Source organism: Geodermatophilus sp. SYSU D00758 (genome assembly GCF_054049955.1).
On record NZ_JBJGYK010000003.1, the window covers coordinates 59,517 to 83,650 of the forward strand.

Consider the following 24,134-nt stretch of genomic DNA (forward strand, 5'->3'; position numbering starts at 1 on the left):
CCTCCGTCACCGACCCGCTCCCCGTCCCATCGACACGGCGGGGGGAGGACTTGAGACCTCGCCCGCCCGGGTCGGAGGCGCGGGCCGACGGGTGACCAGGAGCAGCCCCAGGGCGAGGGTCAGGATCCGCGCGTCGGTCGACAGCGGCCCGAACGCCAGGCTCCACAGTCCGAGGGGGACCAGGAAGCAGACCAGGCCCGAGGCCTGCCGGTGGGCCAAGCGGTCGACGAGGCCGAGGACCATGAGCGCGCCCATCGCCAGGCCGAGCAGCACGCCGACCGGCCCCAGGGCCGCCCACAGGTCGGCGATCGCCGAGTGCAGCTGGAACGCCCCGGCCAGGAGCTGGTGCTCCAGGTAACCGTCGACCGTGGGGATGCGGGTCGCCGCGATCCCCTGGCGGGCGGTGGCGAGGTCCACGGCCGAGGGGACCACCCCGAGCCCGAAGCCGAGCGGGGAGCGCTCCATCAGCGCCCAGGTGGCCGTCCACTCCGGTCGGCCGCCCAGCAGCAGGGAGCCGCTCTGGGCGATCTGGGTGACGGTGCGCGCCTGCAGTTCCGCCCCGAGGGCGCCGGTCAGCAGCAGCTGGCGGAGCGCCAGGTAGCCGCCGACGGCGAGCGCGCCCAGCAGGGCCAGAGACACCCACCGGCGCGGCGGGGAGCTCCCGCTGTTCGGTCGTGCCTGCCACAGGACGAGGACCGCGGCCAGGGCGCAGAAGGCGAAGGCGCTGCGGTAGTCGTGCAGGACGTCGACCACTCCCAGCAGCCCCAGCGCGGCGACCGTGGCCAGCGGCCGGGCCCGGGCGGCGACCAGCGACAGCACGATGACCGCCACGGGGAACGACAGCTCGAACTTCCAGGCGTTCGACGACCCCGCGGCCGAGAGGAGCCCGGCCGCCAGCCCGCCGGCGCCGAAGGCGACCCCGATCGCGGGCACCGGCAGCAGCGTGCGCGCCCAGAGCAGCAACCCGATCCCGCACACGGTGGTCAGCACCGCCGACGCCTGCGCCACCGCCTCGTGGGGGGCGACGCCGTGGTCGCCCGAGGAGGTCCACGCCAGCAGCAGCCCCGAGAGCAGGCCCGTGCCCGCGAGGACGAACAAGGCGGTGCCCCCGCGGGAGCGCCGGACGACCGGCGCCCAGACCGGCACGAGGACCGCCGCGACCAGCAGCCCGGTGGACAGCGCCATCGGGAGCGGCCGGTCGAAACCGACGGCGGCGACGGCCAAGGCCGCGACCGGGCCGGCGCCACCTGCCTGCCGGCCGTCGCGGGGCCGGGTCGCCTCCGGGCGCCAGTTCCCGTCCCCGTGCAGCCCGGCCCGCAGCCGCGCCCGCCAGCCGGCCCGGCGCGGCAGCAGCCCGTCGACGACGACACCGAGCACCGGCGTGCCGCGCGCCGCCGCGGAGGCGAGCGCCGCCTGGAGCTCCGCACGTGTCGTCGCCCGGCCGTCGGCCACCACCACGACGCCTCCCACGGGCGGCGGGGTCCCCTGCGGTCGCGGGGGCGCCGGCAGCACGACGGGCTCCGCTCCCGCAACGCCGAGGCCGCGCAGGTCGTCCGCCAGGGCGGTGGCCGTGGCGGGGCGGCCGGCAGCGACGAGACCGAGCGTGCCTCGGTCGAGCCGGGGCCGCAGCGCCTCCCGCAGCCGGACGACCTGTTCGGCCCGCTCCCGCCGGGCGTCCGGTGAGCCGGACCGGCCGGGAGGGCGCTGCTGCGGCAGCTGGGCCAGGACGGGGGTGGATCCCGCCCCGGCCACGTCGCGCCGGCCGCGGACCCGCGGCCGGGCGAGTTCCAGCAGTCCGACGACCACCACGGCGAGGCCGGCTCCGGCGCCCGCACCGAGCACGGCGACCCTCGACGGAGCCGGCGCCGCCGGGCGCGCGGTCCCGGCGGGTTCGACCACGGTGACGTTCAGCAGCGGTCCCGCGACCCCCGGGTAGGCCTCGGCGACGCGCCCCGGCAGCTCCTCACCGATCGATTCCGCCACCGTCTCCGCTCCCCGGGGGGACCGGTCGGTGGCCGTGACCGTCACCAGGTTCTGCGCGGCCGACACGGCGACGTCCACCCGGCCGGCCAGATCGGCGGGCGCGGTGGAGCGCCCCAGCCGGTCCGCGACCGGCGCCAGCACCCGTGCCGACCTGGTCAGGGCCGCGATCGACGGGAGGACCTCGGTCTCGACGAGAGCGGCGTAGGCGGGATCCTGCGGACCGTCCACCACGGCCGCACCCACGTACAGGGAGACGCTCGACGCGTACGAGACCGGGGTCAACAGGGCGACGGCCCCGGCGAGGACCAGGCCGGTCACGGCACCGGCGACCACCACGACCCAGCGATGCGCGATCGCCCGGGCCCAGTCCCGCAGCTCCATCCTCGGTCCCTCCCCCTGACGTGCGAGCGGCCATCGTGTCCCGGGAACCAGCGGAAAACCCTGCGCTGCGATCGAGATGGGGCCTGGTCCTGACCCCTTCGGGTGGGGGACGCCGCCGGTCGGCGTCCCGGATCCGCGCGGCCCCACAGACTGCCCCTGGCACCGGACCCGACTGGAGGAGAACGAGCTGTGAGCACCCGCGGGCCGTTGCAGGTCCTCCGTCGGCGATGGATCTCGGTCCTCGTCGTGACGCTGCTGGCCCTGCTGACCGCGGTCGTGCACGTCCTGACCGCGCCGGTGGTCTACCGGTCCCAGGCCGACGTCTTCTTCTCCCTGGTCGCCGGGAACTCCGCCGCCGACCTGGTGCAGGGGTCGACGTACACCCAGAACCAGGTCGAGTCCTTCGCGCGGCTGGCCACGACGCCCGAGGTGCTGCAGCCGGTCGTCGACGAGCTGGGCCTCGACGTCCGCGCCACCACGCTGGCCCGGCAGGTCGAGGCGGCCGTCCCCGTCGGCACGGTCATCGTGGAGATCACCGTCACCGACGGCTCCCCGGTGCGCAGCGCCGAACTGGCCGACGCCGTCGCCACCTCGCTCGGTGCGGTGGTGGAGGAGGTCGCGCCGGCGAACGCCGCCGGTGAGCCCACCGTCGTCGCGACGACCGTGTCCCCGGCCGAGGTGCCGTCGTCCCCGGCATCACCGGACGTCCCCCTCGCCGTGGCGGTCGCCCTGGTGGCCGGGCTGGTGGCCGGCTGCGGTCTGGCGTGGGCCCGCGACTCCCTGGACACCCGCGTCCGCGATGCCGCAGGGGTGGCCGAGGTGAGCGCCTCGCCGCTGATCGGCTCCGTCCCGACGTGGTCGACGGGGGACGCCGGCAGGGTGCCCGTCGCCGCGGCTCCGCACAGCCCCCAGGCCGAGAGCTTCCGCCAGCTGCGGACCAACCTGCAGTTCCTCAGGGTGCCCGAGGACCCGTCCGTCGGGGACGGCCGCGCCCTCGTCCTCGCCCTGACCTCGTCGCTGCCCGGTGAGGGGAAGTCGACCGTCTCCAGCAACCTCGCCGCCGCGCTGGCCGAGACCGGCGCCCGGGTCCTGCTCGTCGACGCCGACCTGCGCCGGCCCGCCGTCGCGGGTGTCCTCGGGATGGAGGGTGCGGTCGGCCTCACGACCGTGCTGCTCGGCCGGGCCGCGGTGGACGAGGTGGTCCAGGACTGGGGCTCCGCGGGCCTGCACGTGCTGACGTCGGGCGCGGTGCCGCCCAACCCCGCGGAGCTCCTCGGCTCGCCGGCCATGCACCGGCTCGTCGAGGACCTGCGCCGCTCCTACGACTACGTGCTCCTCGACACCGCACCGCTCCTGCCGGTGGCCGATGCCGCGGTGCTGTCCCGCGTGGTCGACGGCACGGTCGTCGTGGCCCAGGCCGGACGGGTCCGCCGGCACCAGCTCGCCGAGGCCCTGAACGGCCTCGAGCAGGTGTCGGCACGGGTGCTCGGACTCGTCCTCAACCGGGTGCCGGGCAGCCGCGAGGAGTACGCGTACCGGGCGGGTGAGGTCTCCGGTGCCGGTCCCGCGGTCCCGGCGCCGGACCGGATTCCGGTCGCGTGACGGCGGCACGGCCCGGCGTCCTGCTGGTCTGCACGGGCAACGTCTGCCGCTCGCCGGCCGCCGAGATGCTCCTGCGCGACGGACTGGGGCCGGACGCCGGCCTCGCCGTCTCCAGCGCCGGCCTGGCCGCGCGCGTCGGTGAGCCGGTGGCCGCGCCCATGGCGCGGATGCTGGGGGACCGGGGTGTCCCGCCGGGGTCCTTCGCCGCCCGGCAGGTGACCCCGGACCTCCTGCGTGCCGCCACCGTGGTGCTCACCATGACCGCGGAGCAGCGGGCCGCCGTGGTCTCCCGCGCCCCGGCGGTGCTGCGGCGCACCTTCACGCTCCGCGAGTTCGCCGACCTGGCCGTCGCGGTCGACGTGCCCGTGGACGGTGGTCGTCCCGCCGAACGCCTGGCGGCCCTGGTCTCCGCGGTCCCACGGGCCCGGGGAGCTCGTGTGGCGCGACCGGGAGCGGACGACATCGAGGACCCCTACCGGCGCCCCGACGCCGTGTTCGCCGCGGTGCTCGGCCGGATCGCCGCCGCGGTCGGCGTCCTCGTCGACCGGCTGGCACCGGCCGGGCCGCACCCTGGGTGACCGGTGCCGAGGCGAGCGGCGCACGGACCGGGCCCCTTCGGGTGAACCCTCCGAGAGGGTGATGACGGAGCGTCACACCTGCTGGTCGACTGCACGCGGAGTCCGTTCTGGACGCACACGGGGGAAACAGGACATGTCAGTGATCGGCTACGCGCCCGGCGCGTACGACCTCTTCCACATCGGCCACCTCAACCTGCTCCGGCACGCGGCGGAGCACTGCGACCGCCTCGTCGCCGGGGTGGTCTCCGACGAGGTGCTGCTGGCCACGAAGGGCCGGCTCCCGGTGATCCCGCTGGCCGAGCGGCTGGAGATCGTGCGCAACCTGCGCTTCGTCGACGCGGTGCACGCCGAGACCGTCCCGGACAAGCTGGTCACCTGGCGCGAGGTCGGGTTCGACGTGATCTTCAAGGGCGACGACTGGCGCGGCACCCCCAAGGGGGACCGGCTCGAGCGCGACTTCGCCACCGTGGGCGTGCAGGTGCGGTACTTCCCGTACACGGTGCACACGTCCAGCACCGCGCTGCGCCGCGCGCTGGCGGCCCTGGACGAGCGCCCGGCCCCCGCCCTCGTCCGCCCCCGCGACGGTGGCCGGTGAGCACCGCGCCACCTGCCGCGGGCGCCGTGTGCGGACGGCGGCTGCGGATCCCGCCGGTCCTGATGTACCACTCGGTCAGCCCGTCGCGGCTGCCGGACCCGCACCGGGTGCGCGTGCACCCCGACCGCCTGGCCGGCCACCTGCGGACGCTGCGCCGGCTGGGCCTGCGCGGCGTCCCGCTGCGCGAGCTGCTGCGGGAACGGCAGCGGGGTCGGGCGGCGGGGCTGGTCGGGCTGACCTTCGACGACGGCTACGCCGACTTCCTCGAGCACGCCGTCCCCGTCCTCGCCCGGTTCGGCATGGCCGGCACGCTCTACGTCGTCGCCGGTCGGCTCGGGGGCACCAACGCCTGGGACGACGGCCCCCGCCTCGACCTGCTCGACGCCGACGGCGTCCGGGCCGTGGCCGCCGCGGGGCACGAGGTCGGCAGCCACACCCTCTCCCACGTCGACCTCCGCGGGGCGGACGCGGCGACGCTGGAGCGGGAGGTGGCCGGCAGCCGCCGGGTGCTCGAGGACGTGCTGCAGGACGAGGTGCCCGGGTTCTGCTACCCGTGGGGCCGGTTCGACGCGGCCGCCACCGACGCGGCCCGTGCGGCGGGCTACGACCACGCCTGCGTCACCGGCGACCACCTGCCGGGGGACCGCTTCACCCTCCCGCGGGCCTACGTCGCACCCCGCGACGGCGTGCCGCACCTGGTGGCCAAGCTCGTCCGGTACCGCGTGCGCATGCACGGTGCCCCGGTGGGGAGCTGAGCGGGTGGCCGCGGTCACGAGTGCGGTGCCGACGGCGGACCCCGGGGTCCACGGGCGCCTCCTCCCGGCGCTCGACGGGCTCCGCGCCGTCGCCGCGCTGCTCGTCGTCGGGTACCACGCCGCCCTGACGACCTGGCCGCTCGACGTCGGCTGGGCCGGGGTGGCGGTCTTCTTCGTCCTGAGCGGTTACCTCATCACCCGGTTGTCGCTGGCCGACGAGGCGGGGCCGGGCTTCTCCTTCCGGTCCTTCTGGATCCGCCGGGTCACCCGCATCGTGCCGCTGTACGTGCTCGCGGTGAGCGCCTACACGGTGCTGCCCTTCCTCGGCGAGGACGGCGGCGGCTGGTCGGCGGTCGCGCGGACCCTGCCCTACTACCTGACGTTCAACGGGGAGTTCGTCGCCGACGGCCCGATGAGCGTCGCCTGGTCGCTGGGCATCGAGGAGAAGTTCTACCTCCTCTGGCCGGTCGTGGCCTTCGCGCTGCTGGCCGGCCGCCGCGCCCGCCTGCAGCTCACGGCGGCCGCCGCGGCGCTGGGCCTGGTCACCGCCGTCCTGCTCCCGGTCCCGGGGCTCGCCGGCTACGCCGGCCTGCTGGTGGGGGCCGCGGTCGCCCTCCTCGAGCGCCGCTGCGGCTGGACCGGGGCCGGGATGCGCGGACCGCTCGCCCGGCCGGTGGCCGGCTGGGCGGCCGCGCTGGCCGTCGTCGCCGTCCTCCTCGGCGCCAACCTGCCGGGCGACGACCGCACCGTGTACCTGGTGCTGTGCCCGCTGGTGGCCGTCCTGCTGCTGCACCTCGTGCACGGCCGCTCGGCCGTGGTCCGGTTCCTCGGCACCCCGGCGATGCGGTGGCTCGGCCGGCGCAGCTACGGCATCTACCTGGTCCACCCGCTGGCCCTCACCGCCTGCGCGAAGGCGCTCCCCGCCGGGCTGCCCGCCCACGAGCTGTGGGCCGGGCTCGGGTGCCTCGCCCTCACGCTGCTGGCCGCCGACCTGGCGCACCGGCTGGTGGAGACGCCGTTCATCCGGCTCGGCCGCCGGTGGTCGGCGCGGCCGCGCAGCGCGCCCGCGCCGGTGCCGGTGGCCGGCGCCGCGCCGGTCCCGGTGGCGCCCTGACCGGCCGGCTCCCGATCGGGTGAACACCGACGGCCCGACTTGAGCCGTGCGTCATCCTCCTGCCACATTGCGTGAGAACCGGTGGTGGCGGGACCGAGGGGATCGGTGGCAGACGACGACGGCGCTGTGGAGGGCGACCCGGTCCCGCCGGCGACGCCCCTGCGCCGCGCCCGCCGCTGGGGCGCACCCCTGCTCGCCTCGCTCGCCGGGATCGCCCTGGTGCTCGCCTTCGGCCGGGTCGTGGACGACCCCCGCCACGCGGACGCCGGCCGCGGGGCGCCGACCGCCACCGCCGCCCCCACCGAGCCCCCGCGCACCGACGGGCCGCCCGGCGACCCGGCCGGCTGGGTGCAGGTCTTCGGCGACGAGTTCGACGGCGACACCCTCGACCGCAGCCGCTGGCGGCCCAGCCGCTACGACGACGGGGACGACGACGGCCCGTACAACCCGACGGTCGAGGGCGCCTACTACTCCGAGGACAACGTCTCCGTGCGCGACGGCTCCGCGGTGCTGGAGGTGCGGCCGGAGCCGGCGACCGTGGAGGGCGTCGACCACACGCACTCGTCCGGCGTCATCACCACCGAGGGCACCTTCGCCCTGCAGGACGGCGACTACCTCGAGGCGCGGGTCCGGGTGCCCACCGGCGACGGGCTGTGGCCGGCGTTCTGGACCCACCCGCTCGACCGCTGGCCGCCGGAGATCGACGTCTTCGAGTACTTCGACACCACGCTCGACAGCCGGCCGACGTTCGTCTACCACTTCCCCGGGCGGATCGGCTTCCGCGGGGAGACCAGCCGCGGGGTCTACGGCGACGCGGGCACCGACTACCGCGAGGGCTGGCACACCTACGGCATGTACCGGGTGAACGGCCGGATCACCGTCCACCTCGACGGGCAGCCGCAGCCGGAGGTGGGCGTGCCCATCCGCGCCGACGACCTGCCGCACTACGTGATCCTCAACCTGGCCGTGTACGCCGGCAAGCAGCCGGAGCCGGGCAGCGCGGTGCTCGTCGACTGGGTCCGGGTGTGGCGGCCGGTGCCCTCCTGAGCCGGGCGGGCGCGGTCCCGGGCCGGGCGGGCGCGGGACCGGTGGCGCGCGACTAACCTGGGGAGCCGGCCCCCACCGCACCAGGCGGTCGTGCGCGGCCCCCGGACCCCAGGAGTGCCCCAGTGACGTTGCGCGGCGTGCTCGACGTCGTCCTCACCGACCCCCGGATGGCCCGCGTCGTGGCCGCCACCGGCAGCGCGGAGCTGGCCGTCACCGCCCCGCCGCCGGTGCAGCCGCTGGTCGCGGCCGCCCTCGCGCGCGGCCGGGACGGCGGCGTCCCCGTCCTGGTGGTCACCGCCGGCGAGCGGGACGCCGACGCCGTCGCCGACCAGCTGCGCTGCTTCGTGCCCGAGCGGCGCACCGAGGTCTTCCCGGCCTGGGAGACGCTGCCCCACGAGCGGCTCTCCCCGCGCGCGGACACCGTCGGCCGCCGGCTGGCGGTGCTGCGCGACCTCACCCACCCCGGGGAGCAGGGCATCGACGTCCTCGTCGCCCCGGTGCGCAGCGTGCTCCAGCCGCTGGCCCCCGGCCTCGGCGACCTCGTCCCGGTGGAGCTGCGGGCCGGCGACAGCGCCGAGCTGGACGACGTCGCCCGGGCGCTGGCCGACGCCGCCTACACCCGCGTCGAGCTGGTCGAGAAGCGCGGCGAGTTCGCCCTCCGCGGGGGCCTGCTCGACGTCTTCCCGCCCACCGAGCCGCACCCGGTGCGCGTCGAGTTCTGGGGCGACGAGGTCGACGAGCTGCGCTACTTCTCGGCGGCCGACCAGCGCTCCCTCGACGAGCGGCCCGAGCGGCTGTGGGCGCCGCCGTGCCGCGAGCTGCTGCTCACCGACGCCGTCCGGGCGCGGGCCGTCGAGCTGGCGGCGGAGCACCCGGGCCTGGCCGAGCTGCTCGGCAAGCTGGCCGAGGGCATCGCGGTGGAGGGCATGGAGTCGCTGACCCCCGCGCTCGTCGAGGGGCAGTTGCAGCTGCTCACCGACCTGGTGCCGGCCGGGACGCACGTGCTGGTCTGCGACCCCGAGCGGGTGCGCGGCCGGGCCGCGGACCTGGTGCGCACCGCCGAGGAGTTCCTCGCCGCCTCCTGGGCGAACGCCGCGGAGGCCGGCGAGGCGCCGCTGGACCTCGGGGCGTCGTCCTTCCGCGACCTCGCCGACGTGGAGGCCGCCGCGCGCGGCCGCGGCCTGCCGTGGTGGACCACCGGCGCCTTCACGCTCCAGGCCGAGGACGACGACACCCACGTCACCCTCGACGCCACCGCCGTGGAGCGCTTCCACGGCGACCAGGTGAAGGTGCTGGCGCAGCTGCACAACTGGCACCGGTCGCGCTGGCGCACCGTCCTCACCTTCCCGGGCCACGGCCCGGCGCAACGGGCGGCCGACCGGCTCACCGAGTCCGACCTCGGCGTCCGGCTGGTGCCCGACGTCGCGCACGAGCCGGCGCCCGGCCCGGTGCACGTCACCACGGCCACGCTGGAGGCCGGGTTCGCCTTCCCCGGGATCGGCCTGGCGCTGCTCACCGAGCACGACATCACCGGCCAGCGCGGCACGACGATGCGCGACGCCGTGAAGATGCCGGCGCGGCGTCGCAACGCCGTCGACCTGGTGCAGCTGCAGCCCGGGGATCTCGTCGTCCACGAGCAGCACGGCATCGGCCGGTACGTGGAGATGGTGAGCCGCACGGTCAACGGCGGGCAGCGCGACTACCTGATCGTCGAGTACGCGCCGGGCAAGCGGAACCAGCCGCCGGACCGGCTGTTCGTGCCGACCGACGCCCTCGACCAGCTCACCCGCTACGTCGGCGGGGAGACCCCCGCGCTGTCCAAGCTCGGCGGCGCCGACTGGCAGAAGACCAAGGGGCAGGCCCGCAAGGCGGTCAAGCAGATCGCCGCGGAGCTGATCCGGCTGTACTCCGCGCGGATGGCCACCAGGGGCCACGCCTACGGCCCGGACACCGTGTGGCAGCGCGAGCTCGAGGACGCCTTCCCGTTCCAGGAGACCCCCGACCAGCTGGCGGCGATCGACGAGGTCAAGGCCGACATGCAGAACCCGGTGCCGATGGACCGGATCATCTGCGGCGACGTCGGCTACGGGAAGACCGAGATCGCGGTGCGGGCGGCGTTCAAGGCGGTGCAGGACGGCAAGCAGGTCGCCGTCCTGGTGCCGACGACGCTGCTGGCCAACCAGCACTACAAGACCTTCTCCGAGCGGGTCGCCCAGTTCCCGGTGAAGGTGCGGGTGCTCTCCCGGTTCCAGTCCGACGCGGAGACCGCGCAGATCCTGCGCGAGCTGGCCGACGGCGAGGTCGACATCCTCGTCGGCACCCACCGGCTGCTGCAGCCGACCACCCGGTTCAAGGACCTCGGGCTGGTCATCGTCGACGAGGAGCAGCGCTTCGGCGTCGAGCACAAGGAGTACCTGAAGACCGTGCGGACGGCGGTCGACGTCCTGTCGATGTCGGCCACCCCGATCCCGCGCACCCTGGAGATGAGCCTGACCGGCATCCGGGAGATGTCCACGATCCTCACCCCGCCGGAGGAGCGGCACCCGGTGCTGACCTACGTCGGGGCCTGGGACGACAAGCAGATGGCCGCGGCGGTCCGCCGCGAGCTGCTGCGCGACGGGCAGGTCTTCGTCATCCACAACCGGGTGCAGTCCATCGACAAGGCGGCGGCGAAGATCCGGGCGCTCGTGCCCGAGGCCCGGGTGGCGGTCGGGCACGGCCAGATGAAGGAGGCCGAGCTCGAGCGGATCATGGTCGGCTTCTGGGAGAAGGAGTACGACGTCCTGGTCGCCACGACCATCGTCGAGTCCGGCCTGGACATCCCGAACGCCAACACCCTGATCGTCGACCGGGCCGACACCTTCGGCCTCTCCCAGCTGCACCAGATCCGGGGCCGGGTGGGCCGTGGCCGGGAGCGGGCCTACGCCTACTTCACCTACGACCCCACCCGGCCGCTCACCGAGACCTCGGTGGACCGGCTGACCACGATCGCGCACAACACCGACCTCGGCGCCGGCATGGCCGTGGCGATGAAGGACCTCGAGATCCGCGGGTCGGGCAACCTCCTCGGCGGCGAGCAGTCCGGGCACATCGCCGGGGTCGGGTTCGACCTCTACGTGCGGCTGGTCGGCGAGGCGGTCGCCGACTACCGCGCCCAGGTGACCGACGAGCAGGCCCCGGCCGAGCCGGTCGAGGTGCGGGTGGACCTCCCGGTCGACGCGCACCTGCCGCACGACTACGTGCCCGGCGAGCGGCTGCGCATGGAGGCCTACCGCAAGGTGGCCTCGGTGCAGTCCGACGAGCAGGCGCAGGCGGTCCTCGACGAGCTGACCGACCGCTACGGGGCCCCGCCGGCGCCGGTGCTCAACCTGCTCGCCGTCGCGCGCTTCCGGGCGGCGGTGCGGCGCTTCGGCATCACCGAGGTGTCGATGCAGGGGCGCACGATCCGCATCAGCCCCGTGCCGCTGCCGGAGTCCAAGCAGATGCGGCTGGCCCGGCTCGCCGACGGCGCCACCTACAAGTCCGCCGTCGACACGATCTCGCTCAAGGTCCCGGTCGGCCCGGACCGGCGGACCCCGCTGCGCGACGTCGCCCTGCTGGAGAACCTGCACGCCCTGCTCACGGCCCTCCTGGACCAGCCCGTCGCCGCCTGAGCGGAGTGCCACGGCGCGGTTCCCGCGCCCGTGGCACTCCGCTGAGCGCGTCCAGCTCAGCGCAGGGTGGCCGAGACCCGGGCCGCCAGCGTGCCCACGTGCTGCTCGCTGAGCATGCCGACCCGGTCGTCGTCGACGTCGCCGTGGTGGCCGGGGACGTCGACCACCGCCAGCCCCGGGGCCACCCGGCGCCAGGCGCGCAGCGTGCCGCGGACGGCGCCCCACGAGCCCTCGGCCAGGTAGTACGTCACCGGCCCGTCGAACCGGCCGGGGCGGAAGGACTCCCCGACCGCCTCCGACCCGGTGAAGAACGCCAGCTCGGGGTCGGCCGGGGCGGCGACGGCGGGGCGCGGGGTGGACCGGCCCAGCCGCCTGGCCAGCGCCCGGCGGGAGGTCAGCGCCCGCGCCCGCGCCGTCCAGCGCTGCCGGGCCAGCTCCCCCGGGGTGAGCGCGGCCCGCGGCGGGCGGACGTCGAGCAGCCCGACCCAGGCCACCTCCGCGCCGCCCTCGCCCAGCGAGGTCGCCGCCGCCCAGGCGACCAGGCCGCCGAAGGAGTAGCCGAGCAGGCTGACCGGTCCCTCCGGCTGGTGGCCGCGGATCCGCTCGACGGCCTGCGCCGCGACGTCCTCGACGGGCAGGTGCACCCCGTCGGCGCCGGTGAGCCGCAGCCGCAGGCCGAGCAGGGGGCGGCCGGTCGCCAGCCGCTGCACGAGACCGGCGTACAGGTTGAGCTGACCCCAGGCGTCCGGGAGCAGCCACACCGGCCGGCCGGTGCCGGGGCGCAGGACGACGACGTCCTCGGCCGGGGACCCGGCGGCCGCCTCGACCGCGGCCGCGAGCCCGCGCGGCGTCGGCGCCTGCGCGAACACCTCGACGGGCACCTCGGCGCCCAGGTCCAGCCGGACCCGGCGCAGCAGGCTCAGCACCTGGCGCGACGTGCCGCCGAGGTCGCCGAGGTCGTCGTCCGGCCCGACGTCCGCGGTGCCGAGCAGCTCCCCGAACAGCGCGGTGACGGCGGCGAGCACGTCGTCGCCGGGAGTCCGGGTCGCCGGCGGTGCGGTGGTCGCCGCGGCCACCGCGGCGCGGATGGCGTCCAGGCAGCCGGGGGAGCGCAGCGCGCTCGCGTTGGCCACCGGGTCGCCGTTGACGGCGTCCCGCGCCGCCCGCTCCGAGCGCTTGCCGTTGTGCGTGTGCGGCAGCTCGGGGACGCCGACCACCAGCGCCGGCACGTGCGCGGCCGACGCCCGCTCGCGCAGGGTGCGCCGGATCCGCCGGGCCAGCTCCCGGTCGACGGCCGCGCCCTCGCGCGGCACCACGAGCAGCACCATGCGGGCCGCGCCCGGCCGCCCGGGGTCGCGCTGCTCCACCGCCATGGCGTCGGCGACCTCGGGCAGGCCGCGCAGCACGGTGTAGATCTCGCTCGGGCCGATCCGGACGCCGTCGACGTTGAGCACCCCGTCGGAGCGGCCGTGCAGCCGGGCCGACCCGTCGGCGTCGAACTCGACGAGGTCGCCGTGGGTCCACGTGCCGGGGTGCTCGCTGAAGTAGGCGGCCCGGAAGCGGGCGCCGTCCGGGTCGCGCAGGAAGCCCAGCGGGCGGGAGGGGAACGGGTTGCGGCAGACCAGGTCGCCGACCGCGCCGACGACCTCGGCGCCGTCCCCGTCGACCGCGGCGACGTCCAGGCCCAGGCTCCGGGTCTGGCAGCGGCCGCGGCGGACCGGCGCCTCGGGGTCGCCGAGCACGAAGCAGCCGATGATGTCCGTGCCGCCGGAGATCGACTGCAGCGGGACCGGGCCCACCGCGGCGGCCACCCAGTCGAACTGCCAGTCGTGCAGCACCGCGCCGGTGGACAGGACGGCGCGCAGCCGCGAGAGGTCGACCCGGTCGGCGGGCCGGTAGCCGGCGTCCTGGCACAGCTGCAGGTAGGCCGGGCTGGTGCCGAGGACGGTGACGCCGTGCCCGGCGACCAGCTCCCACAGCGTCCCCGGGCCGCTCACCGGGCCGTCGTAGCTGACCACGTGGGCGCCGACGGCCAGGGCGGAGAGCTGCCAGTTCCACATCATCCAGGCGGTGGTGGTGTGGAAGTACAGGGTGTCGGCGGGGGAGAGGTCCCCGTGCAGCCGGTGCTCCTTCACGTGCTCGAGCAGCGTGCCGCCGGCGCCGTGCACCATGGCCTTGGGCGGGCCGGTGGTGCCGGAGGAGAACATCACGAACAGCGGGGTGTCGAACGGCCGGCGCTCCCACGCCGGAGCCGGGCCCGCGCCCGCCACCAGGTCGGCGAGCCGGTCGGCCGGCAGGTCCGCGGCCGGCAGCGGCAGGTCGTCGAGGACCACCAGGCGGCGCACGGTGGGCAGCCCGGCGAGCAGCGCGTCCGCCGTCCCCTGCCCCGCGGCGGCCCGGTCGACCACCAGGAACGCCGGGTCCACCTGGGCGAACCGGCCCAGCAGCGCGGGTGCCCCCATGTCCGGGGCGGCCGTGGCGACGGCGGCGCCGAGCGCGGCCACGGCCAGGGCGACGACGGTGGCCGGCAGGGCGTGCGGGGCGACGAGGACGACGCGGTCGCCCGCGGACAGGCCGGCCCCGGCCAGCGCCGCGGCGGCGGCCTCGACCTCCGCGCGCAGCTGCCCGCGGGTGCGGTGCTCGGCCGGGCGGTCGGCGTGCACGGCGGTCAGCGCCGGGGCGTCGTCCCCCGCGCCGGGCAGCGGCCGCAGCAGCGCCTCGGCGTAGTTGAGCGAGACGCCGGGGAAGAAGCGGGCGGTCCGCACGTCGTCCCCGGTGCGGACCACGTCGGCCGAGCCGGACCAGGGCAGCCCGCTCCACCCCAGCAACGTCCGCCAGAACGGTTCCGGGGAGCCGACCGACCAGGCGTGCAGGGCGCCGGGGGCCTCCAGCGGCACGCCGGCCACCTCGGCGCAGCGGGCGCGGAAATCGGCCAGCTGGGGGGTCGGGCGGCCGGGCACCGGGACGGGGGCGGCGGGGGCGAGGGTCATGCCTTGGGCTCCTGGGTCATGGCTTGGGCTCCTGGGTCATGGCTTGGGCTGCTGGGTCATGCCTTCGGCTCCTGCTCCGGTGCGGTGACGAGGCTGGCCACCCAGCCGTCGGGGACGGGGACCTGCTGCAGCGCCCAGCCGGCGCCGAGGGGGTCGGTGGTGACCACGGAGGCCGGGCCGCCGGCCAGCCCGGTCCCGCGGGCCTTGAGCACGGCCTCCTTGACCGTCCAGGCGCGGGCGGCGGCGTGCGGCCGGCCGGCCGGAGTCAGCGCCCGCAGCGCCCGCTGCTCGGCCGGTGCCAGCCAGCCCTCGTCGAGGACGTCGTCGGACCACGGCGCCAGCGCCTCCACGTCCACCCCGACGCGGCAGCCGGCGGCCACGGCGACCAGGCCCACCGCCCCGCTCGCCGAGCAGCTGACGTCGAGGCCGGTGCCGGGCAGGTGCGGCCGGCCGGCCGGGGTGCGGTCGAGGGGGACCTCCCGCGGCCGGCAGCCGAGGTGCCGGGCCGCGGCGCCGCGCAGCGCGGCGCGGAGGAGGACGCGGCGGCGGTGCACCGGGGCCGTGCCCCGGCGGGCGCGTGCCAGCTCGGCCGGGGCGAGCACCCGCTCGGCGGCGGCGAGGTCGGCGGCGCCGCCGAGGTGCACGAGCCGCACGTCGACCCAGCGCACGGCGACCCGGGGCACGGCGGTCGCGGGGCCCGGTGGCACGGGGAGCAGGGCGGTCACGCGCGCATGCTGGCAGCGGCGCCCGCCGCCCGGATCCCCCGCCGGGGGGACGGGCCTCGGGACACCCTCGCCGGGGGGTGGGCCGCCTGCGTCGCGGGTCACACCCGGTGTGGCACCCTCCGCTGGTGCGCACCCGACGCCTGACCGCATCGCTGGCCGCCGGCCTGGTGGCGCTCGCCGGGCTCTCCGGTTGCCGGACCTCACCGTCGGTCGCCGCCTACGTGGGCGAGGAGACGGTCACCGTCGACGAGCTCGACGCCGCCGTCGAGCAGCGCCTGGAGGACCCCGACCTGGCCGAGGCGGTCGCCGGCCGCGAGGACGAGTACACCCGCCTGGTGCTCACCCGGCTCGTGGAGGCCGAGGTCTACGAGGAGGTCGCCGAGCGGTACGGCGTCGCGCCGACCGACGCCGAGGTGCGCGACCGCCTGGAGCAGCTGCTGGAGGGCCAGGACCCCGAGGCCCTCTACGCGCAGGCCGCGGCCCAGGGCGTCAGCCGGGAGGACGTCCTGGCGACGGTGCGCCAGCAGCTGGTCCGGCAGCGCATCGCCGAGGAGGAGGGGCTGGTCCAGGGGACCTCGGAGGCGGAGCTGCGGGCGGCCTACGAGGAGGCGCTGCCCGGGCTCACCCGGACCAGCCTCGGGTACGTCACCGTGCCCGACCAGGCCACGGCGGACGCCGTCGTCGCCCAGCTGCAGGCCGACCCGGGCGCCTACCCGGCGGTCGCGGCGCAGTACCCGGGCCCCACCACGCTGCCGGCGGTCGAGCCGCGCCCGGCCGACCAGGTGCCGAGCGTGCTGGCCGACCAGGTGGCGGCCGCCGCGCCCAACACCGCGTTCACCGTGACCGACCCCGGCATCGGCGGCGTCCTGGTGGTCTTCGTCGGCGAGCCGGTCGTGCCCTCCTTCGAGGAGGTCCGGCCCGACCTCGAGGAGGCGGCGCGCTCCTCCGCCGAGGCCGCGGCCCGGGAGGTCGTCGAGGGCCTGCGCGCCGACGTCGACATCACCGTGAACCCCCGGTTCGGGACGATCTCCGAGGGGGAGGTCGTGCCGGCCGACCAGGAGGTCGTGGACATCCTCGGGACCGGGGACGGGGCCGGCGCGGCGGGTGCCGGAGACTGACGGCGTGCCCGTCGTCCTCGCCGTCACCGTCAGCCCCCGCCTGCCCGGACTGCTCGGCCCCGCCGGCTGGCGGGCGCTGACCGGCGAGCGCCCGGTCGTGGCGCTCCCGGGCGCCGCCGCCACGGCCGACGCCCTGCGGGCCGCCGGCTGGGCGGTGACCGACCTCCCCGGCGCCGCCGCCGCCGAGGCCCGGCCCGACGCGGTCGTGGCCCTCGTGGGCGACGAGCGACCCGAGGGCGCCGAGGTCGTCGAGGGCGCGCCCGAGCCGCCCGGCGCCGGCCTGCTCGACGTGGTGGCCGTGATGGACCGGCTGCGCTCGCCGGGTGGCTGCCCGTGGGACGCCGAGCAGACCCACTCCTCGCTGCGCGGCTACCTCCTGGAGGAGGCGCACGAGGCCTACGACGCGATCGTGGACGACGACCCGGTCGCCATGCGCGAGGAGCTCGGCGACGTGCTGCTCCAGGTGGTGTTCCACGCCCGCGTGGCCGCGGAGGCCGCTCCCGACCGGCGCTTCGACGTCGACGACGTGGCCGGGGAGCTGGTCGGCAAGCTGGTGCGCCGGCACCCGCACGTGTTCGGGGACGCCGGGGGCGCGGGGCCACGCCCTGACACGGCCGCGGTCGAGGCCGGCTGGGAGGAGATCAAGAAGGCCGAGAAGCAGCGCCGGTCGCCGACCGAGGGGGTGTCCCGCTCGCAGCCCGCGGCCGCATGGGGCGCGGCCCTGGTGCGGCGGGCGGGCCGGGCCGGGCTCCCGGTGCCGGAGCCGGCCGACCTCGCCGCCCGCAGCCCGGAGGAGCTGGGGGAGCGGCTCCTGGCGGTGGTCAGCGCGGCGGCCGGGCGCGGCTGGGACGTCGAGGACGCGCTGCGGGAGGCGGTGCGCCGGTACGCCGGCGAGCTGGACGCCGCGGCGCTGGAGCGCGCGGCGGACTGACCGCGCGGCCCAGGCGCGCCGGGCTCAGCCGAGCGCGACGACCCGGCTCAGCCGAGCGCGACGACCAGGCAGCAGACGGCGAGCACCGCGGCCACCGGCGTCATCACCGCCCGCTCGGGGCGGCTCCGGGACAGTGCGTTGGCGACCACGCCGACGGCGAAGTAGACGGTGAGCGCCCAGATCGCCACGCCGGCGGGCTCCTCGCCGGGCCGGGCGGCGATCGCGGCGGCCCGCCACACCAGCCAGGCGAACAGCGCGTACAGCAGGACCGACACGGCGCTGCCGATCCGCAGCCGGGTGGGCAGGACGCGGTGGTGGCCGCCCCACGCGAGACGGCCGAGCGGCGCGCCCGCGGCCAGCGCGACCTGCAGCGCCGCCAGGGCGACGAGCAGGGCGGTGGCGACCACCGCGGCGAGCGTGACCACCGCGGCACCGTAGCCCGGCCACCCGGCACCGGGCCCGGCGGCGGGCGGGCCCCGGCGGTCCCGGGCCACCGCCGCCGGCGGTGCGGCACGGCAGGCGGTGGGCCGCGCGGTGGCTGGCTAGGCTGCCCACCGTGGCCAGCATCGACGCCGTAGGCGCGCGGGAGATCCTCGACTCGCGCGGAAACCCCACCGTGGAGGTCGAGGTCGCCCTCGACGACGGGACGATCACCCGCGCCGCCGTCCCCAGCGGCGCCTCGACCGGCGCCTTCGAGGCCGTCGAGCTGCGCGACGGGGGTGAGCGGTACGGCGGGAAGGGCGTCACCAAGGCCGTCGACGGCGTCCTCGACGTCATCGGCCCGGAGCTCGTGGGCTACGACGCCAGCGAGCAGCGGCTCATCGACCAGCGGCTGATCGACCTCGACGGGACGCCGGACAAGTCCCGGCTCGGCGCCAACGCGATCCTCGGGGTGAGCCTCGCCGTGGCCAAGGCGGCCGCGGAGTCGGCCGGCCTGCCGCTGTTCCGCTACGTCGGCGGCCCTGCGAGCCACCTGCTGCCGGTGCCGATGATGAACATCCTCAACGGCGGTGCCCACGCCGACAGCAACGTCGACGTGCAGGAGTTCATGATCGCCCCCATCGGCGCGGCGACCTTCTCCGAGGCGCTGGCCATGGGCACCGAGACGTACCACGCGCTCAAGGCCGTGCTGAAGGGCCGTGGGCTGTCCACCGGCCTCGGCGACGAGGGCGGCTTCGCCCCCGACCTGCCCAGCAACCGCGACGCGCTCGACCTCATCGCCGAGGCCGTGGAGAAGGCCGGCTACACCCTGGGCGCGGACATCGCCTTCGCCCTGGACGTGGCCGCGACCGAGTTCCACGGCGACGGCGGCTACGACTTCGAGGGCCAGACCCGCTCGGCGGAGTACCTCACCGACTACTACCGCGACCTGGTCGACTCCTACCCGGTCGTCTCCATCGAGGACCCGCTCGACGAGGAGGACTGGGACGGCTGGGTCGCCCTCACCGCGGCCCTCGGCGACCGCGTCCAGCTGGTCGGCGACGACCTGTTCGTCACCAACCCGACCCGGCTGGCCGACGGCATCGCCCGCGGCGCCGCGAACGCCCTGCTGGTCAAGGTCAACCAGATCGGCACGCTGACCGAGACCCTCGACGCGGTCGGCCTGGCCCACCGCAGCGGCTACCGCTGCATGATGAGCCACCGCTCCGGCGAGACCGAGGACACCACGATCGCCGACCTCGCGGTGGCCACCGACTGCGGCCAGATCAAGACCGGCGCCCCCGCCCGCAGCGAGCGGGTGGCCAAGTACAACCAGCTGCTGCGCCTGGAGGAGGAGCTGGACGACGCCGCCCGGTACGCCGGCGCCGGGGCCTTCCCGCGCCTGGGCGGCCGGTGAGCCCGGTTCCCCGATGAGCGGTCCGCGCGGCCGCCGCGGCGGCCGGCGCGCCACCGGGAGGCCGCTGGCCTCCGCGGCCTCCCGCCCGGTCCCGGCCGGCACCCGCTCCGGGGCGGGCAGCCGGCCGGACCAGCGCCGTCCCGTCCGCCGCACCGCCCGGGGCGCGACGCCGGCGGGGCAGCCCCGGCGGCCGCTGTTCACCGGCCGGGCGGTGCTGCTCGCCGGTCTCGTGCTGCTCCTGGCGCTCACCCTCGCCGGGCCGGTGCGGCAGTACCTCTCCGGCCGCGCGGAGCTCACCCGGCTGGCCGCGGAGGGCGCCGCGCTCGACCAGCGGATCGAGGACCTCCAGGACGAGCTGGACCGGCAGGCCGACCCCGACTGGACCGCGCGGGAGGCCCGGGACCGGCTCAGCTACGTGCTGCCCGGTGACCGGCTGGTCGTCGTGGTCGACGGCGAGACCGCCGAGGGGGACGCCGGCACCCTGCCCGAGCAGCCGGCCGCCGAGGTGCCCTGGTACGAGGCGCTGATGGGGTCGGTGGCGACGGCGGACGGGAACACCCCCGGCGGGGGCCCGGGTGGCTGAGCACCCCGGGCGGCGGGAGCGCGAGCCCGTCGGCCCCGAGGACCGGGACGTCGTCGCCCGGCAGCTCGGCCGGCCCCCGCGGGCCCTGCACGCCGTCGCGCACCGCTGCCCCTGCGGCCAGCCCGACGTGGTGCAGACCTCCCCGCGGCTGGAGGACGGCACCCCGTTCCCGACGCTGTACTACCTGACCTGCCCGCGGGCCGCCGCGGCCGCCAGCCGGCTCGAGTCGGCCGGCCGGATGCGCGAGTGGCAGGCCGACCTGGCCGAGGACCCCGCCCTGGCCGCCGGCTACCGGGCCGCCCACGAGCAGTACCTCGCCGAGCGCGACGCCCTCGGGGAGCTGCCCACCCGGAACACCGCCGGCGGCATGCCCGACCGGGTCAAGTGCCTGCACGCGCTCGCCGGGCACGCGCTGGCCGCCGGCCCGGGGGTGAACCCGGTCGGCGACCGCGCCGTCACCGAGATGGGGGAGTGGTGGGCTGCCGGCCCGTGCGCGCTCCCCGAGGAGGACCGATGAGCCGGGTGGCCGCCGTCGACTGCGGCACGAACTCGATCCGGCTGCTGGTGGCCGACGTCCCCCCGGAGGGGCCGCACACCGACCTGCTGCGCCGCATGGAGGTCGTCCGGCTCGGCGAGGGGGTCGACGCCACCGGCCGGCTGGCCCCCCAGGCCATCGAGCGCACCCGCCGCGTGCTCGCCGAGTACGCCGCCCAGGCCCGCGACCTCGGCGTGACGGCGGTCCGGATGGTCGCCACCAGCGCCAGCCGGGACGCCGCCAACCGCGCCGACTTCGAGGACATGGTGCTGGCCACCCTCGGCCAGCCGCCCGACGTGGTGCCCGGTGACGAGGAGGCGCGGCTGTCCTTCCTCGGCGCCACGGCCTCGCTCGACGCCGCGGTCGCCGCGCACGGGCAGCCCGCGCCGCGCCCGCCGTACCTGGTGGTCGACATCGGGGGCGGGTCCACCGAGTTCGTGCTCGGCGACGCCGGCGGGGTCCGCGCCGCCCGATCGGTGGACGTCGGCTGCGTCCGGCTCACCGAGCGGCACCTGCACGGCGACCCGCCGACCCCCGACGAGATCGGCCGGGCCGAGACCGACATCCGCGCCGCCCTCGCCGAGGTCGTCGCGGCCGTGCCCGTCGGCGAGGCGGCCACCCTCGTCGGGCTGGCCGGCTCGGTCACCACCGTGGCCGCGCTCGCCCTGGGCCTGCCCGCCTACGACCCGGTCGCCATCCACGGCTCGCGGATCCCGGTGGCCGCCGTCCGGTCGGTCACCGCCGGCCTGCTGACCGCCACCCGGGCGCGGCGGGCCGCCGAGCCGGTCATGCACCCGGGGCGGGTCGACGTCATCGGCGCCGGTTCGCTGGTGCTGCGGGTGGTGATGGACGCCCTCGCGATCGACGACGTGGTCGTCAGCGAGCACGACATCCTCGACGGCATCGCGCTGCGGCTGGCCGGCCGCTGACTCAGGTCGTGCCCTGGTTCAGCCCCGGCGGCAGCTTCCCGGTCAGCTTCTCGTAGCTCGCCGCGGCGCCGCGGGCCGCCAGGAGGCGGCCGCCGGCGACGGCCAGCCCCGACACCGCGGCCCACGCCAGGGCGTCACCCCAGCTGACGCCCGGTGCGGCGGGGTTCTTGGGCGGTGTCGTGCCGCGCACGCCGTACCAGGCGGCGTCGGTCAGCTTGCGGACGGCGATCCCGGCGGGCACCGCGAACCCCGCCGAGAGCAGCTTCCAGGTCATCGGCGCCTTCGGCGGCTTGGGTGTCGTCTTCCTGGCCACGGGGTGATCATGCCCCGGGTCCGCTGCCGGCACCCGGTGGGCGTCTGGTCTGCTGTCCGCCGTGGCCACCGACCCCGCCGGCTTCCCCGTGACCCGCACCCCGGCCGGCGTTCCCCGCGCTGCCAGAGCTGCCCGCGACCTCGCCGCCCTCGACGCCCGCGTCTCCGGCTGCCGCGCCTGCCCCCGGCTGGTGGCCTGGCGCGAGGAGGTCGCCCGGGTCAAGCGGGCCGCCTTCCGCGACCAGGACTACTGGGGCCGCCCGGTGCCCGGCCTGGGCCCCGCGGACGCCCGCATCGCCGTCGTCGGGCTGGCCCCGGCCGCGCACGGCGGCAACCGCACCGGCCGGGTCTTCACCGGCGACCGCAGCGGCGACTGGATCTTCGCGGCGCTGTGGCGGGCGGGGCTGGCCAACCAGCCGACGTCCACGCACGTCGGGGACGGGCTGCAGCTGCACGACGTCCGCGTGGCCGCCGCCGTCCGGTGCGCGCCGCCGGCCAACGCGCCGACGCCCGCGGAGCGGGACACCTGCTCGCCGTGGCTGGCGCGCGAGCTGGCCCTGCTGCCGCGGCTGCGGGTCGTCGTCGTCCTCGGCGGGTTCGGCTGGAGCGCGCTGTGGCCGGTGCTGGCCGAGGCCGGGCACGCGCTGCCGCGGCCGCGGCCGGCGTTCGGTCACGGCGTGGAGGTGGCCCTCGAGGGCCCCCGGGGGTCGCTGACCCTGCTGGGCAGCTACCACGTCAGCCAGCAGAACACCTTCACCGGGCGGTTGACCGAGCCGATGCTCGACGCCGTCCTGGCCCGGGCCACCGAGTTGGCCGCGACCGTGCCCGACCCCCGCCCGCGCCCCTAGGCTCGCAGGCATGGCGCAGCGTCCCGTGGTCCTGGTCGTCGGTGGCGGCTACGTCGGTCTCTACACCGCCCTGCGGCTGCAGAAGAAGCTCTCCCGCGGGCGGGCGGAGGTCGTCGTGGTCGACCCCCAGCCGCACATGACCTACCAGCCCTTCCTCCCCGAGGCGGCCGCCGGGTCCGTGGAGCCGCGGCACGTGGTCGTGCCGCTGCGGCGCACCCTGCCCCGCTGCCGCGTCATCACCGGCGCGGTGACCGGCCTGTCGCACGCGGAGAAGCGGGCGACGGTCGCCCCCATCGAGGGCGAGACCTTCGAGCTCTCCTACGACGTCCTGGTCATGGCCGCGGGTTCGGTCGCCCGCACCCTCCCGATCCCCGGCCTGGCCGAGCACGGCATCGGGTTCAAGAACGTCGGCGAGGCCATCTTCCTGCGCAACCACGTGCTCGCCCGGCTCGACGCGGCCAGCTCCACCGACGACCCGGAGGTGCGCCGCCGCGCGCTCACCTTCACGTTCGTCGGCGGCGGGTACGCCGGCGTCGAGGCCTTCGCCGAGCTCGAGGACATGGCCCGCTACGCCATCGAGCACTACTACCCGCGGCTCTCGACCGCCGACATGCACTGGGTGCTGGTCGAGGCGATGGGCCGCATCCTGCCCGAGGTCGACCTGGACATGGCCGCCTGGACGGTCAAGGAGCTCACCGCCCGCGGCATGGACGTCCGGCTCAACACCCGCCTGGAGTCGGTGTCGGAGGGCTGCGTCGTCCGGCTCTCGGACGGCGACTCCTTCGCCAGCGACACCCTGGTGTGGACGGCGGGGACCAAGCCGAACCCGATGCTGGCGAACACCGACCTCCCCCTCGACGAGCGCGGGCGGGTCGTCTGCGAGCCCACGCTGCAGGTGCGCGGCCTGCCCGACGCCTGGTCCGCGGGGGACCTCGCCGCCGTCCCCGACCTGACCAAGGGGTCGGACGGGGCCACCACCGCGCCCAACGCCCAGCACGCCGTCCGGCAGGCCAAGCGGCTGGCCGACAACATCGTGCTGACGCTGCGGGGCGAGCAGCCGGTGCCCTACCGGCACTCCTACGCCGGCTCGGTCGCCAGCCTCGGGCTGTACAAGGGCGTCGCCCAGGTGTACGGCGTCAAGCTCAAGGGCTTCCCCGCCTGGTTCATGCACCGCACCTACCACGTGAGCCGGGTGCCGACGTTCAACCGCAAGGCGCGGGTGGTCGCCGACTGGACCCAGGCCCTGCTGTTCCGCCGCGAGGTCATCTCGCTCGGGCAGCTGCAGAACCCGCGCCAGGAGTTCGTGGCCGCGGCGGGCAGCGGGCGCACCGGGCAGCTGCCGCCACCGTCGGCGGAGGACAAGGCCCAGTCGGGGGGCGGCGCGGCCAAGGCGGGCTGAGCTCCCCGCCGTCACCGACCGCCCCGCCGTCCCGACCGCCCCCGTAGCCCAACCGGCAGAGGCAGGCCCCTTAAAAGGGTCCGAGTGTGGGTTCGAACCCCACCGGGGGCACCCCGTCCCGCCCTGCGCGGTCCCCGCGGCGTCCCCGCACGCGGCTCCGCGGCCCCTCCTTTCGGTCACCCTGCGTCATGGCTCCCCCTCGTCGAGTCGCGGGAAGGG

General features: G+C 76.8%; 20 protein-coding genes and 1 tRNA gene. 16 read left to right on the forward strand and 5 right to left on the reverse strand.

All coding sequences use genetic code 11. The features are described from left to right. Positions 1-6: 6 nt before the first annotated feature. Positions 7-2,364 (reverse strand): hypothetical protein, encoded by a 2,358-nt coding sequence (locus tag ACI8AC_RS03340; protein ID WP_456895169.1) that lies wholly within the window; start codon positions 2,362-2,364, stop codon positions 7-9. Between the two features lie 189 nt (positions 2,365-2,553). Here ACI8AC_RS03340 and ACI8AC_RS03345 point away from each other — a divergent pair, with 189 nt between their 5' ends. From ACI8AC_RS03345 to mfd, 7 genes are all read left to right on the forward strand, one after another. Continuing rightward, complete coding sequence (locus ACI8AC_RS03345; protein WP_456895171.1) at positions 2,554-3,966, forward strand: polysaccharide biosynthesis tyrosine autokinase; 1,413 nt, start codon at positions 2,554-2,556, stop codon at positions 3,964-3,966. After that, positions 3,963-4,544: an arsenate reductase/protein-tyrosine-phosphatase family protein gene (locus tag ACI8AC_RS03350; protein ID WP_456895173.1), complete on the forward strand. Its 582-nt coding sequence runs from the start codon at positions 3,963-3,965 to the stop codon at positions 4,542-4,544. Before ACI8AC_RS03345 ends, ACI8AC_RS03350 begins: the two co-directional genes overlap by 4 nt. 133 nt (positions 4,545-4,677) lie before the next feature. Further along, complete coding sequence (locus tag ACI8AC_RS03355; RefSeq protein ID WP_456895175.1) at positions 4,678-5,139, forward strand: adenylyltransferase/cytidyltransferase family protein; 462 nt, start codon at positions 4,678-4,680, stop codon at positions 5,137-5,139. Beyond that, positions 5,136-5,894, forward strand: coding sequence for a polysaccharide deacetylase family protein (locus ACI8AC_RS03360; protein WP_456895177.1), 759 nt, complete (start codon positions 5,136-5,138; stop codon positions 5,892-5,894). The genes ACI8AC_RS03355 and ACI8AC_RS03360 overlap by 4 nt, the downstream gene beginning before the upstream one ends. A gap of 4 nt (positions 5,895-5,898) precedes the next feature. Then, positions 5,899-7,008 carry an acyltransferase family protein gene (locus ACI8AC_RS03365; RefSeq protein WP_456895179.1) on the forward strand — a complete coding sequence of 370 codons (1,110 nt, stop codon included), beginning with the start codon at positions 5,899-5,901 and terminating at the stop codon, positions 7,006-7,008. A 105-nt stretch (positions 7,009-7,113) separates the two neighbouring features. Beyond that, complete coding sequence (locus tag ACI8AC_RS03370; protein ID WP_456895181.1) at positions 7,114-8,055, forward strand: glycoside hydrolase family 16 protein; 942 nt, start codon at positions 7,114-7,116, stop codon at positions 8,053-8,055. Between the two features lie 122 nt (positions 8,056-8,177). Continuing rightward, positions 8,178-11,708: a transcription-repair coupling factor gene (gene mfd / locus ACI8AC_RS03375; RefSeq protein ID WP_456895182.1), complete on the forward strand. Its 3,531-nt coding sequence runs from the start codon at positions 8,178-8,180 to the stop codon at positions 11,706-11,708. A 56-nt stretch (positions 11,709-11,764) separates the two neighbouring features. Here mfd and ACI8AC_RS03380 read toward each other — a convergent pair whose 3' ends face one another. Both ACI8AC_RS03380 and ACI8AC_RS03385 read right to left on the reverse strand, forming a co-directional pair. Further along, on the reverse strand, positions 11,765-14,698 hold the full coding sequence (locus tag ACI8AC_RS03380) for an acetoacetate--CoA ligase (protein ID WP_456895183.1): 2,934 nt from the start codon (positions 14,696-14,698) through the stop codon (positions 11,765-11,767). 56 nt (positions 14,699-14,754) lie between these two features. Then, positions 14,755-15,423, reverse strand: coding sequence for a 4'-phosphopantetheinyl transferase family protein (locus tag ACI8AC_RS03385; protein ID WP_456895185.1), 669 nt, complete (start codon positions 15,421-15,423; stop codon positions 14,755-14,757). Positions 15,424-15,548: 125 nt separating this feature from the next. Here ACI8AC_RS03385 and ACI8AC_RS03390 point away from each other — a divergent pair, with 125 nt between their 5' ends. Further along, positions 15,549-16,541, forward strand: coding sequence for a peptidylprolyl isomerase (locus tag ACI8AC_RS03390; protein ID WP_456895187.1), 993 nt, complete (start codon positions 15,549-15,551; stop codon positions 16,539-16,541). 4 nt (positions 16,542-16,545) lie between these two features. Beyond that, positions 16,546-17,472: a MazG family protein gene (locus tag ACI8AC_RS03395; RefSeq protein WP_456895189.1), complete on the forward strand. Its 927-nt coding sequence runs from the start codon at positions 16,546-16,548 to the stop codon at positions 17,470-17,472. 47 nt (positions 17,473-17,519) lie between these two features. On the opposite strand, the gene ACI8AC_RS03400 is transcribed toward ACI8AC_RS03395, so the two are convergent. After that, on the reverse strand, positions 17,520-17,897 hold the full coding sequence (locus ACI8AC_RS03400) for a hypothetical protein (protein ID WP_456895191.1): 378 nt from the start codon (positions 17,895-17,897) through the stop codon (positions 17,520-17,522). A 131-nt stretch (positions 17,898-18,028) separates the two neighbouring features. Here ACI8AC_RS03400 and eno point away from each other — a divergent pair, with 131 nt between their 5' ends. Genes eno through ACI8AC_RS03420 form a run of 4 tightly spaced genes read left to right on the forward strand, consistent with a single transcriptional unit; the run spans position 18,029 to position 21,356 of the window. Further along, positions 18,029-19,309, forward strand: a complete 1,281-nt coding sequence (eno, locus tag ACI8AC_RS03405) for a phosphopyruvate hydratase (RefSeq protein ID WP_456895193.1) — start codon at positions 18,029-18,031, stop codon at positions 19,307-19,309. Between the two features lie 13 nt (positions 19,310-19,322). Then, the gene (locus ACI8AC_RS03410) at positions 19,323-19,892 is read left to right on the forward strand and encodes a septum formation initiator family protein (protein ID WP_456895195.1); all 570 of its coding nucleotides are present in this window, start codon (positions 19,323-19,325) and stop codon (positions 19,890-19,892) included. After that, entirely contained in the window at positions 19,885-20,409 is a 525-nt protein-coding gene (locus tag ACI8AC_RS03415; RefSeq protein WP_456895197.1) for a DUF501 domain-containing protein, read from the forward strand. The genes ACI8AC_RS03410 and ACI8AC_RS03415 overlap by 8 nt, the downstream gene beginning before the upstream one ends. Next, the gene (locus ACI8AC_RS03420; protein WP_456895199.1) at positions 20,406-21,356 is read left to right on the forward strand and encodes a Ppx/GppA phosphatase family protein; all 951 of its coding nucleotides are present in this window, start codon (positions 20,406-20,408) and stop codon (positions 21,354-21,356) included. Before ACI8AC_RS03415 ends, ACI8AC_RS03420 begins: the two co-directional genes overlap by 4 nt. A 1-nt stretch (position 21,357) precedes the next feature. Here the strand turns inward: ACI8AC_RS03420 and ACI8AC_RS03425 are convergent, their stop codons facing one another. After that, a complete protein-coding gene (locus ACI8AC_RS03425; protein ID WP_456895201.1) occupies positions 21,358-21,669 on the reverse strand; it encodes a DUF4235 domain-containing protein in 312 nt (103 codons plus the stop codon). Positions 21,670-21,730: 61 nt separating this feature from the next. Here ACI8AC_RS03425 and ACI8AC_RS03430 point away from each other — a divergent pair, with 61 nt between their 5' ends. The 3 genes from ACI8AC_RS03430 (at position 21,731) to ACI8AC_RS03440 (ending at position 24,026) form a co-directional block, all read left to right on the forward strand. Then, positions 21,731-22,516, forward strand: a complete 786-nt coding sequence (locus tag ACI8AC_RS03430; protein ID WP_456895203.1) for a uracil-DNA glycosylase — start codon at positions 21,731-21,733, stop codon at positions 22,514-22,516. Between the two features lie 10 nt (positions 22,517-22,526). Then, a complete protein-coding gene (locus ACI8AC_RS03435) occupies positions 22,527-23,915 on the forward strand; it encodes an NAD(P)/FAD-dependent oxidoreductase (RefSeq protein ID WP_456895204.1) in 1,389 nt (462 codons plus the stop codon). Positions 23,916-23,952: 37 nt separating this feature from the next. Further along, positions 23,953-24,026: transfer RNA gene (locus ACI8AC_RS03440), tRNA-Leu, on the forward strand. Positions 24,027-24,134: the final 108 nt, after the last annotated feature.